The organism is Gelidibacter sp., assembly GCF_035515035.1.
Taxonomy (GTDB): domain Bacteria; phylum Bacteroidota; class Bacteroidia; order Flavobacteriales; family Flavobacteriaceae; genus Gelidibacter.
In genome coordinates this window covers 1-10,532 of sequence record NZ_DATJCA010000146.1, presented here as the reverse complement: position 1 = coordinate 10,532, position 10,532 = coordinate 1, and the positions used below count along the sequence as shown (strand labels likewise).

Genomic DNA, 10,532 nt, shown 5'->3' with positions numbered 1-10,532 from the left:
TTTGATTTAAGATGTCTGCTCAAAGCTTCTTGATCTCTAAAAGCTCCTGTATTGTCAATTACTAAGGCATCTTTAATGCCGTATTGTGTGTAATCGATATCTTCTGGCGCATTGGCAGAAATGACATTAACCGTTGTTCCGTTGATGATTAGTGCACTGTTTTTTAGATCTGTAATTACAGTTCCGGAAAAATCGCCGTGCACAGAATCATTCCGAAGTAAGGACGCTCTTTTTTCTAAAACAATTTGATCAATCTTTCCACGGGTTACAATGGCTCTCAACCGCATTTGGCTTCCTTTACCAGTCTTAGCCATTAATTCCCTGGCCAATAACCGGCCAATCCGTCCAAAACCGTAAAGAACAACATCTTTTGGTTTTATAGACTCATTTTTCCTTGCAGCTTTGAGTTTGTCAGCCACAAATGCTGTCGCATTGGAATATTTTTGGTCTTCTAAATGATATTCAAAAGTCAATTTCCCGATATCCAATTTTGCAGGAGGCACATCTAAGGTTTTAATCGCTTGGGCGATTTCAACAGAATCAAAAATTGAAATTGGTTTTTGAACAAATTCACCTGCATATTCGTGCAGATTTAAGATGTCACTGACATTTCTGTCAATTAATTCATTTCTAAAAAGCACAAGCTCAATGGATTTATCATACCATAGATCGCTGACTATTTTAATAAATTCAACTGTTGCTTTTCGTCTATCTGCTTGAAAAGCCAATTCGTTTTCATAAGTTCCGTTCAAACTCATTGTTTTAAAATTTTTATGTAACCGCACGTTACGCGGATACGTTGATGTTGTGTTTTTTTTCCGATCTTTCGGACTGCAAAAGTAATATATTTCAATCGTTTTCGTAACCTTTTGAAGAAATAAAAAACCCTATAGTAAAGTTTAATACTATAGGGTTTTGTAAGGCTTAAAATACGCTCTATTATTTAAAAATAAAACTCTCTTTTTGTCCTGAACTATTAATGATCGACAACTTCTTTAAGTTTTTCTCAATGTCATCGCCATATTTTTGTTTTAATTTGATGATGTCATCTACGTCATTAATTTTTTGATCATTAATCTCTGTAATGATGTAGCCTCTATTTATGCCTAAACTCTTATACAGGGCGTAATTGTCATTCTTTATGACCACGACACCATGGGCTATATTTGCACTTTTTTTGAGATTACTTGGTATGTTTCTCAATTGCATGTCCAAAAAATCGACAGTTGAAATTTCACTTTTTGATAGGGTTACAGGAATTACTTTTTCAGAACCGCTTCTGATTAAAGTCAGATTGACCACGTCGTCAGGACGTTTTGTACTTAAATAACCGCTTAAATCAGAAAATTTTGAAATTGTAATATTGTCAATCTTTTTGATGATATCCCCTTTCCGAATTCCAGCTTTTTCTGCACCCGAACGTTCTTCAACATCACTTACGTAAAAACCTTGAGTAACATTGACTTCAAAAGTTTCGGCCGATTTACTGTTTAGTTCACCACCTCTTACACCTAAGATGCCGTTTTGTACATTGCCAAACTCCATGATATCTTCTACAACCTTTCGGGCAATGTTACTAGGTACTGCAAAAGAATACCCGATATAAGAACCGGTTTGGGAGGTGATGGCTGTGTTAATGCCAATAAGTTCGCCTCGAGTATTGACCAGTGCTCCACCTGAATTTCCTGGATTAACGGCCGCATCGGTTTGAATAAATGATTGGGCATTGACGCCTGACAGGTCTCTGGATTTAGCACTAATAATTCCGGCAGTGACCGTTGAGGTTAAATTAAATGGGTTGCCCACTGCCAATACCCACTCACCAACTTTTGCCTGATCAGAATCACCAAAAGTTGCGAAAGGCAAATCTTCATCTGCGTCTATCTTCAATAACGCAATGTCTGTTTTTTCATCGGTCCCGATAAGCTCGGCAGTATAGATTCTGTTGTTGTTCAATGCTATTGAGATTTGCTGAGCACCCGTAATTACATGGTTATTCGTAATGATATAACCATCCGGAGATATAATAACGCCACTACCGGTTCCTACTTGGGCGCGCTCGGTGTTACGCCCCATGAACAAATCTTGAAGGGTCATTGGCGCTCTACTAATAGTTGTGTTTTTTACGTGTACTACGTTATGTACCGCATTTGCTGCAGCCTCTGTAAAATCGGGTACATTTAAAGTCCCGTAGGAAGCCACCGCTTTACTGCTTGTTGGGAAATAGGATAACGTTGAATCCGTACTAGTGGTCATCTGAATTTGGCCATCCTCTTCCATAAAAATCTTGTAGGCAGAGAGTGTCATGATTCCTCCCAATGCAGAAACTAAAATCAGGGTTAAAATCTTTTTCATTTGAATTATGGTTTATTAGTGAATTATGAAATTAATAGTATAAAAATATTAGCGCATAACAATTAAAAATAGTTTTTTATTACATAAACCGTTGGTCTTTTAACGGTTTTTAACGCCAATTTTAACGCTCGGTTAACACCACAATAAACCGTCGGGATTTCTTATATTTGCCAAACCTATGAAACAGACATTCTATAAATATCAAGGTACAGGCAATGACTTTGTGGTGATTGACAATCGTTACCTTGCCTTTGACAAAAAGGATACCAAACGCATCAAATTCCTATGTGACCGACGTTTTGGCATTGGAGCTGACGGACTTATCCTATTAGAGAGCCACGATGCATTGGATTTTAAAATGGTTTATTTTAATTCTGATGGAAATGAAAGCTCTATGTGTGGGAATGGTGGAAGATGTATTGTAGCATTTGCAAAGTTTCTGGGGATCATAAATAACAGCACTAGTTTTGAAGCTATTGATGGTTTACATTATGCAGAGATAGAAAATGACATTATAAAACTTCAAATGCAGGATGTTACTTATTTGGAAAAATTTGAGTCACACGTGTTTTTAAATACGGGATCTCCACATCATGTGCAAATGGAACGTGATTTGGAACAGCTCGACATTAGAAAAGTTGGTTCTACAATTAGATATGGTGCGCCATATAATGAAGTTGGAAGCAATGTGAATTTCGTGTCTAAGATCTCTGACGAGCTGTTTTCGGTAAGGACCTATGAACGTGGCGTTGAAGATGAAACTTTGTCCTGTGGAACGGGAGTGACTGCAGTGGCTTTAGCGATGCACTATATTGGAAAGACAGAAAAAAACCTGTTAACCTTAAATGTTGAAGGTGGAACACTTAAGGTGTCTTTTGAAAAGGATGGTCAAGGGTATAGGAATATTTGGTTGATTGGGCCTGCAGTTCAGGTCTTTAAAGGAGAGATATAATGGTTACGCTAAAAGGAGAACACATTTATTTACGTGCTTTGGAGCCTGAGGATTTAAGTTTCTTGAGTGGTATCGAGAATGATGAAAATTTATGGGAATTGAGCCATACCCAAACCCCGTATTCCCAGTATATTTTAAAACAGTATTTAGAAAATTCCTATCAAGATATTTACGAAGCCAAACAGTTGCGTCTGATTATTTCAAACTATGAAAACAAACCGTTGGGAATGATCGATTTATTTGATTTTGATTTTAAAAATAGTCGCGCAGGTGTCGGGATTTTAGTCCGACAGCAGGAAGACAGACAGCAGGGTTATGGAAAAGAAGCCCTTCAATTATTGATTAATTACAGCTTTACACATCTCAATCTCCATCAGCTCTATTGTAATATTTCAGAAGATAACCTTGCCAGTATTAATTTATTTGCCAATCAAGGCTTTGAAATAGTGGGCCTCAAGAAGGACTGGGTTTACAAAAATAAAACATTTAAAAACGAATATTTACTCCAACTCATCAATTCCTAATGTATATAAGAAAAATTCTCGTTGCCATTGTACTCATTGGTTTAGTAGTAGCAGCCTTCATAGCTTACACGATTTATCAAACCATGTTCGTTTCCAACACGGCATTTAATAATGATGTTGCCTATGTGTACATTCCAACCAACGCCTCTTATCAAGATGTTAGGGCTGAATTGGAACCCTTGTTAAAGGATATGGACAAATTTGATGCCCTAGCAGAACGTAAAAAATATAAAACCAATATCAAAGCGGGTAAGTATGCCATTAAGAAAGGAATGAATAACAATGACATTATTAATTCCATAAGGAGCAATAATATCCAAGTGAAACTGTCATTTAACAATCAAGAATCCTTGAAGCGTTTGGCGGGTCGGGTTTCAACACAAATTGAAGCGGACAGTTTGGAATTGTATTCTGTCATGTCCTCTCCCGAATTTTTAAAGGCGAATAATTTTTCAACCCAAACAGCTTTAGGGATGTATATTCCAAATAGCTACCAGTTTTTTTGGAACACCTCTGCGGAGCAGTTCAGAGAGCGCATGCTTAAGGAATACAACCGATTTTGGAACGAGGAGCGTTTAGCGAAAGCTAAAGCGCTTAATTTAACTCCAGATGAAGTCATGACCATGGCATCCATTGTTCAAAAGGAAACCGCTAAAGTGGATGAGCGGAAAAGAGTTGCTGGGGTTTACATGAATCGCTTAAAGGTAGGAATGCCATTACAGGCAGATCCAACGGTCATATACGCCATTAAACTCACTTCCGGCAATTTTGACCAGATCATCAAACGGGTCCTCTATAAAGATTTAGAGATTGATTCTCCTTATAACACCTATAAATACACCGGATTGCCGCCAGGTTTAATCACAATGCCAGATATCACTTCTATAGATGCTGTTCTAAACCATGAGAAACATGATTATTTTTATTTTGTGGCAGACGTCAAGAATTTTGGATATCACAAGTTCGCTAAGACCTTGGCACAGCACAATTTCAACAGGCAAGAATATATACGTTGGATTAATCAGCAAGGGGTAAATAGATAAATCATGTCAAGATTAAAATTTATTTTAATTTTACTTCTTACCACAAATTCTTTTTCTCAATCCAAACTCGATAGGTTTCTCACGCCAAGTGATACACTCAATACACATAGAAGAACTGCTGTATATATTTCAGAAGTAGCAATTGGAGGCCTGACGTTACTAGCGCTTGATCAATTGTGGTATGCTGATTTTGAGCGTTCAAATTTTCACACCATAAACGATAATGAGGAGTGGCTACAGATGGACAAAATGGGCCACGTTTTCTCATCGTACCAATTGGGAAGGTTAGGGGCAAACGTTTTAAATTGGAGTGGTGCCAGTAAAAAAGAACAATTGCTGTACGGTTCAACATTAGGCTTCACATTTTTAACCGCTGTTGAAATTTTGGATGGTTTTAGTAAGGAATGGGGTTTTTCTTGGGGAGATGTAATGGCCAATGGTGCGGGCACCGGAATTTATATAGCTCAAGAACTGCTTTGGGAAGAGCAACGCATGACCTTGAAATTTTCTTTTCATCAAACTAAATATGCTCAAATAAGTCCTGAGAAGTTGGGTAACGGATTTTCTGAAGAGCTTTTGAAGGATTATAACGGACAAACTTATTGGTTAAGTTTTAATATCCATTCCTTCTTTAATAATGATCATATTCCTAAATGTTTGAATCTTGCATTAGGTTACAGTGCGGACGGCATGATATTTGCTTATAATGAGTCTGTTAACAATTTTGTTGCTAACAATAACAGAAAACGGCAGTTCTATTTGAGTTTAGACGTAGATTTGTCAAGGATAGAAACAAAATCGCCTATCCTGAAATCCGTTTTTGATGTTTTGAACGTAATTAAGGTGCCTTTTCCAACTGTGGAGTTTACCGATAAAAATGGCATAAAGCTCCACGGTATCTACTTTTAGAGACCTTAATCGATTAATTTTGAGGGTTTAATATAAAGTCATACCTTTGCACGCTGAAATTTAAGTCTGCTAAAAATAGAAAAGGCTTTACAAAGATTAGGAATTATGTTAAAAAAGATCACTAATTATTTTGTTATCCCTTTTGCAATTTGTGTCATTTTAATCACGACGCTTTTTCCAAAAACGACTGTTGATATGACCAATTTTTCGACTGAAGGATTAGAGATGAATTACACAGTAACAGAGGATCTCGCACTTTCTACCACATATGGAGAAACATCCCAACACACCAATTACAATAAGTTTTTCCCATATTTAGGGAAGTCCTACTTAGGTTTCAAAGAAGCATTGGCTTTTAAAGAATCAAGAGGGAATTATTTTACGGTCAATGATTTGGGATATTTAGGAAAGTATCAATTTGGAGCCGAAACATTAAAATTACTTGGCGTTTACAATCCTGAATATTTTTTATACACTCCAGAATTGCAGGAAAAAGCATTTTTAGCCAATTCTGAACGCAATAAGTGGATCTTAAGAAAAGATATTGCACGGTTTGTAGGTATGGAGATACATGGCACCACGGTTACCGAATCAGGTATTCTAGCCGCTGCTCATTTGGCCGGTCCTGGGAATGTCAAGAAATTTTTAAGAAGCCGAGGTGGATATAATCTTTCTGATGCCTATGGAACATCCATATCATATTATATGAAACAGTTTTCAGGATACGATACCTCCTTTATAAAGCCAAACCAAAAAGCAAAAGCCAACTTGTAATCAGTCCTTGTGAATGATGAAAATGGCAGGACGTTTGTGTAAGTCTACCTTTATGTGCTTCCAGTCGTTAACACTATATGTTTTTATGTATTCTGAAGATAAAGTGAGGTCGCAAGCCACACAAAGTCTGGTCTGTGGATGTAGGGTCACACATAAGTCTTCCAACATTTTATTGTTCCGATAGGGTGTTTCAATAAATAATTGACTTTGGTTGTGGTCGCTGGATAGCTTCTCCAACCGCTTCAATTCAGTTTTCCGATCGTTTTTTTCGATGGGTAAATACCCATTAAATGCAAAACTTTGCCCGTTCATGCCCGAGCCCATTAATGCCATAATAATGGATGATGGACCAACTAAAGGCACCACTTGGATATTGTTCTCATGTGCCAGTTTGACAATATCCGATCCGGGATCGGCAATAGCAGGACATCCCGCCTCCGACAGTAATCCCATTGATTTCCCCTCTTTACAAGCATTTAAAAATGATAGTTTTTCAGATGTTTCAGTAAACTTATTTAGAATTTTTAACTTTAATGCTGGTTGCGATTTTTGGGGATGTGTCTTTTTAATGAAACGCCTTGCAGATTTTTCATTTTCAACAATATAGTCGTCCGTGAAATCTATTATTTCCTTTATAGAGGTAGGCAAAACTTCCCAAACCGGGCCATCACCTAAATCAGTAGGAATTAAATAGAGTTTGCCAAAGTTGTTTGTCATTAGTTTTTAATGAATTTTCGAGTTGTTATAAGACAGATACTATTTAATATCTCCTTGATTAGCTTGCGAGACAATTGAAAAATGGATATTTCCAATAAATCTACTAAAATATTAAGACCTCTTGAAACTGTTAACGATTTAAATGTATCGCTATTTTTTCGCAAGCATCATCTAATAGATTGTATACCTCCTCAAAATCCTGTGCATTCCCCCAATAAGGATCTGGAACTTCTTTCAGTGTGGATGATTGAGAATTCTGTAGAATCAGTTTTACCTTGGCAATATCCTCTTTATCTCTTGCCAACTTTACAACATCTTCATAGTTGGATTGATCCATGACATAAATAATGTCAAAATTATCGAAATCTGAGACATCAAACTGTCTGCATTTTTGATTTGAAATATCTAGACCCTTCGCTTTGGCAGTGGCAATGGAACGATGGTCAGGTGCTTTGCCTATATGGTAATCTCCAGTTCCGGCAGAGTCCACTATAAATTTGTCGGCAGGCAGTTTGGATTCAAGAATGCCATGTGCTAATGGTGATCTGCAGATATTTCCCAAACAAACCATTAAAATTCTTGTCATTATATGTTGTGTTTTTTTGTTTACTCTATTCCCATTAAGAGAGAATAACATAATTATCAATCAAATTTCCTTTAATCTGGATAGTTGGTTCAGAAATTATGGACCATCAATTCGAATACTAGTCTTAGAGCGCTAATTTCTTGGAAATGTCCTCAACATATTTTCTGAATTGTTTATCAGTTGAAGAGAGGTTGTCAACAGTTTTACAAGCATGTAGTACAGTGGCATGGTCACGTTTGCCAATTTGAGATCCAATGCTGGCCAAAGATGCTTTTGTGTATTTTTTGGCAAAAAACATAGCTAATTGTCTCGCCTGTACAATATGTCGTTTTCTTGTTTTGGATTGAAGGGTGTCAACGTCCATTTGGAAGTAATCTGAAACGACTTTTTGAATATAATCGATGGAGACCTCACGCTTGGTATTTTTGACAAACTTTTCAACAATTTCCTTAGCTAGACTAATGGTAATCTCTTTCTTATTGAAAGAAGATTGTGCTATCAAAGAGATAATGGCGCCTTCAAGTTCCCTGACGTTTGTTTTAATATGCTTGGCAACATATTCAATAATGTCATCCGGCATTTCCACGCCATCACGATACAATTTGTTCTTTAAAATGGACACGCGTGTTTCAAAATCTGGACTTTGCAATTCCGCTGAAAGTCCCCATTTGAATCGAGATAACAAGCGTTGCTCAATATCCTGCATATCTACAGGCGCTTTATCACTTGTTAAAATGACTTGTTTGCCATTTTGGTGTAAGTGGTTGAAAATATGGAAGAACACATCTTGCGTTCCCGTTTTACCTGATAAGAATTGCACGTCATCAATGATCAAAACGTCAATAATTTGATAGAAGTGGATAAAATCATTTCTATTGTTCTTTTTAACTGAATCTATATACTGCTGGGTGAATTTTTCAGCGGAAATATATAGCACTGTTTTCTCAGGGTACTTGTCTTTGATGTCAATACCAATAGCGTGTGCCAAATGGGTTTTACCAAGACCAACACCACCAAAAATCAGTAACGGATTAAAAGAGGTTCCGCCGGGTTTGTTCGCAACTGCCAATCCGGCGTTTCTGGCCAGGCGATTGGAATCTCCTTCAAGGAAATTTTCGAAATTGTAATTGGGATTGAGTTGCGACTCGATTTTTACATTTCTAATTCCAGGAATGATAAATGGGTTTTTTAATTCCGGATTTTTATTCTTTAACGGGATATCAACATCCTGAGATTTTACTGCACTTCGGTTGGAACTTGGGATTTTTTCAGTAAACGGTTGTTTGTTGCCATAAGTGTTTTCCATCTTTATGACATAAACCAATTTAGCCCGGTCACCAAGCTCTTTATTTAAGGCTACTTTTAGGATTTTTACATAATGCTCTTCAAGCCATTCGTAAAAGAATTTACTAGGCACTTGGATGCTAAGAGCATTGTCAGTAAGCTTTACTGCTGTAATAGGTTCAAACCAAGTTTTATATGCTTGGGGTTGGATGTTGTCTTTTATAAAAGATAGACAATTTTTCCAAACCGATTGCGCAGTTACTTCCATTGTAATAAGTTAATTTTTTGTTGTTAGTCAGATTAGCAAAAAAAAGAGAAATTCGTGTATTCTCTTGAATAATTTCTGAGACAAATATGTGAACAAATTTCTGAAAAAAAAAATCAATTGCTATTGAATATTCAGAATTAAATCCCCATGTTTAATCCGCGATGAAAATACAAAAAATAAACCAAACAAAGATGTCAAATCCTTTATATTGCCACGAAATACAACTTAGAGTGCGTTATGCCGAAACCGATCAAATGGGTATCGTCTATTACGGAAACTACGCCCAATACTTCGAAGTTGGAAGGGTAGAGTGGCTTAGAAATTTTGGGGTTTCCTATAAAAGTATGGAAGCCGAAGGTCTCTTATTGCCTGTGGTAAGCCTAAATGTAAAATACAAAAAGCCAGCGGGTTACGATGATCTTATTAAAGTAAAGACTCAGTTGGTAAAATTGCCTTCTGCAAGCATTGAATTTGACTATGAAATTACAAACGAATTGGGGGAAATTTTGACACTGGGAAATACCGTTTTGGTATTTATGGATGTAAATAAGAACAGACCTACCAAATGTCCAGAATATCTTTTAGACAAACTGCGGAATTAATCGTTCAAAACTTTTAATTCCACTCCGAAAATAGGCTCGAATGCCTCTAAAACACTCTTTATATTTTTTAATCGGACAGAAATAACAACGGTGCAGGTCAATTCTAAAATTTGACGTACTATTTTAAGGTTTTTTTCTTTGATAACACGCATCACTTTATTCATGTCCTTGTACTCAAATTTGAGCTCTATTTGTTGGTCTATGGTTTTAGTGACAATTTTTGAATGCTCTAATGCCATTTGAGCGGTTGTTTTGTAAGCGGATATTAGTCCGCCTACTCCTAATTTCACACCTCCAAAATATCGGACCACAACAATCAATACGTTGGTCACTTCAAAGGATTGAATTTGTCCATAAATAGGCATTCCGGCGCTATTGTTGGGTTCTCCATCATCATTGACCCTAAATTGAATTTGATTTTCTTGAATTCCTAGCTGATAGGCGTAACACCAATGCCTGGCGGAATGGTGTTGTTTTTTTAGTGCTTCAAGATGTAGTTTGACATCGTCTTCTGTTTT

Annotated in this window: 12 protein-coding genes; 6 read left to right on the top strand and 6 right to left on the bottom strand. The window is 36.8% G+C overall.

Annotation, left to right across the window (positions count from 1 at the left end):
- On the bottom strand, positions 1-758 hold a 758-nt coding region (locus tag VLZ86_RS11700), incomplete at its 3' end, for a glyceraldehyde 3-phosphate dehydrogenase NAD-binding domain-containing protein (protein ID WP_325451524.1).
- 181 nt (positions 759-939) lie between these two features.
- Positions 940-2,355: a trypsin-like peptidase domain-containing protein gene (locus VLZ86_RS11695; RefSeq protein WP_325451522.1), complete on the bottom strand. Its 1,416-nt coding sequence runs from the start codon at positions 2,353-2,355 to the stop codon at positions 940-942.
- Positions 2,356-2,533: 178 nt separating this feature from the next.
- On the opposite strand from VLZ86_RS11695, the gene dapF reads away from it, so the two are divergent.
- The 5 genes from dapF (at position 2,534) to VLZ86_RS11670 (ending at position 6,557) form a co-directional block, all read left to right on the top strand.
- Entirely contained in the window at positions 2,534-3,307 is a 774-nt protein-coding gene (dapF, locus tag VLZ86_RS11690) for a diaminopimelate epimerase (RefSeq protein WP_325451520.1), read from the top strand.
- Positions 3,307-3,831 carry a GNAT family protein gene (locus tag VLZ86_RS11685; protein WP_325451519.1) on the top strand — a complete coding sequence of 175 codons (525 nt, stop codon included), beginning with the start codon at positions 3,307-3,309 and terminating at the stop codon, positions 3,829-3,831. The genes dapF and VLZ86_RS11685 overlap by 1 nt, the downstream gene beginning before the upstream one ends.
- Positions 3,831-4,874 (top strand): endolytic transglycosylase MltG, encoded by a 1,044-nt coding sequence (gene mltG / locus VLZ86_RS11680; RefSeq protein WP_325451517.1) that lies wholly within the window; start codon positions 3,831-3,833, stop codon positions 4,872-4,874. The genes VLZ86_RS11685 and mltG overlap by 1 nt, the downstream gene beginning before the upstream one ends.
- Positions 4,875-4,877: 3 nt before the next feature.
- A complete protein-coding gene (locus VLZ86_RS11675) occupies positions 4,878-5,783 on the top strand; it encodes a DUF2279 domain-containing protein (RefSeq protein WP_325451515.1) in 906 nt (301 codons plus the stop codon).
- Positions 5,784-5,888: 105 nt separating this feature from the next.
- Positions 5,889-6,557, top strand: a complete 669-nt coding sequence (locus tag VLZ86_RS11670) for a peptidoglycan-binding protein LysM (RefSeq protein WP_325451513.1) — start codon at positions 5,889-5,891, stop codon at positions 6,555-6,557.
- On the opposite strand, the gene VLZ86_RS11665 is transcribed toward VLZ86_RS11670, so the two are convergent.
- The 3 genes from VLZ86_RS11665 to dnaA all read right to left on the bottom strand — a co-directional run bounded on the left by VLZ86_RS11665 (position 6,558) and on the right by dnaA (position 9,412).
- Positions 6,558-7,274, bottom strand: coding sequence for an SAM-dependent methyltransferase (locus VLZ86_RS11665; protein ID WP_325451511.1), 717 nt, complete (start codon positions 7,272-7,274; stop codon positions 6,558-6,560).
- 130 nt (positions 7,275-7,404) lie between these two features.
- On the bottom strand, positions 7,405-7,860 hold the full coding sequence (locus tag VLZ86_RS11660; protein ID WP_325451509.1) for a low molecular weight protein-tyrosine-phosphatase: 456 nt from the start codon (positions 7,858-7,860) through the stop codon (positions 7,405-7,407).
- A 124-nt stretch (positions 7,861-7,984) separates the two neighbouring features.
- Positions 7,985-9,412, bottom strand: a complete 1,428-nt coding sequence (dnaA, locus tag VLZ86_RS11655; RefSeq protein WP_325451507.1) for a chromosomal replication initiator protein DnaA — start codon at positions 9,410-9,412, stop codon at positions 7,985-7,987.
- A 191-nt stretch (positions 9,413-9,603) separates the two neighbouring features.
- On the opposite strand from dnaA, the gene VLZ86_RS11650 reads away from it, so the two are divergent.
- A complete protein-coding gene (locus tag VLZ86_RS11650; protein ID WP_325451505.1) occupies positions 9,604-10,014 on the top strand; it encodes a thioesterase family protein in 411 nt (136 codons plus the stop codon).
- Here VLZ86_RS11650 and VLZ86_RS11645 read toward each other — a convergent pair.
- Positions 10,011-10,532 (bottom strand): YigZ family protein (locus VLZ86_RS11645; protein ID WP_325451503.1); only part of this gene is annotated, 522 nt, incomplete at its 5' end. The two genes, VLZ86_RS11650 and VLZ86_RS11645, sit on opposite strands and share 4 nt — an antisense overlap.

Bases quoted from the DNA above. Each gene is read 5' to 3' on its own strand.
- VLZ86_RS11695 (WP_325451522.1), bottom strand. From the start codon at position 2,355: ATGAAAAAGATTTTAACCCTGATTTTAGTTTCTGCATTGGGAGGAATC.
- VLZ86_RS11665 (WP_325451511.1), bottom strand. From the start codon at position 7,274: ATGACAAACAACTTTGGCAAACTCTATTTAATTCCTACTGATTTAGGT.
- VLZ86_RS11650 (WP_325451505.1), top strand. From the start codon at position 9,604: ATGTCAAATCCTTTATATTGCCACGAAATACAACTTAGAGTGCGTTAT.
- dapF (WP_325451520.1), top strand. From the start codon at position 2,534: ATGAAACAGACATTCTATAAATATCAAGGTACAGGCAATGACTTTGTG.
- VLZ86_RS11670 (WP_325451513.1), top strand. From the start codon at position 5,889: ATGTTAAAAAAGATCACTAATTATTTTGTTATCCCTTTTGCAATTTGT.
- VLZ86_RS11685 (WP_325451519.1), top strand. From the start codon at position 3,307: ATGGTTACGCTAAAAGGAGAACACATTTATTTACGTGCTTTGGAGCCT.
- dnaA (WP_325451507.1), bottom strand. From the start codon at position 9,412: ATGGAAGTAACTGCGCAATCGGTTTGGAAAAATTGTCTATCTTTTATA.
- VLZ86_RS11675 (WP_325451515.1), top strand. From the start codon at position 4,878: ATGTCAAGATTAAAATTTATTTTAATTTTACTTCTTACCACAAATTCT.
- VLZ86_RS11660 (WP_325451509.1), bottom strand. From the start codon at position 7,860: ATGACAAGAATTTTAATGGTTTGTTTGGGAAATATCTGCAGATCACCA.
- mltG (WP_325451517.1), top strand. From the start codon at position 3,831: ATGTATATAAGAAAAATTCTCGTTGCCATTGTACTCATTGGTTTAGTA.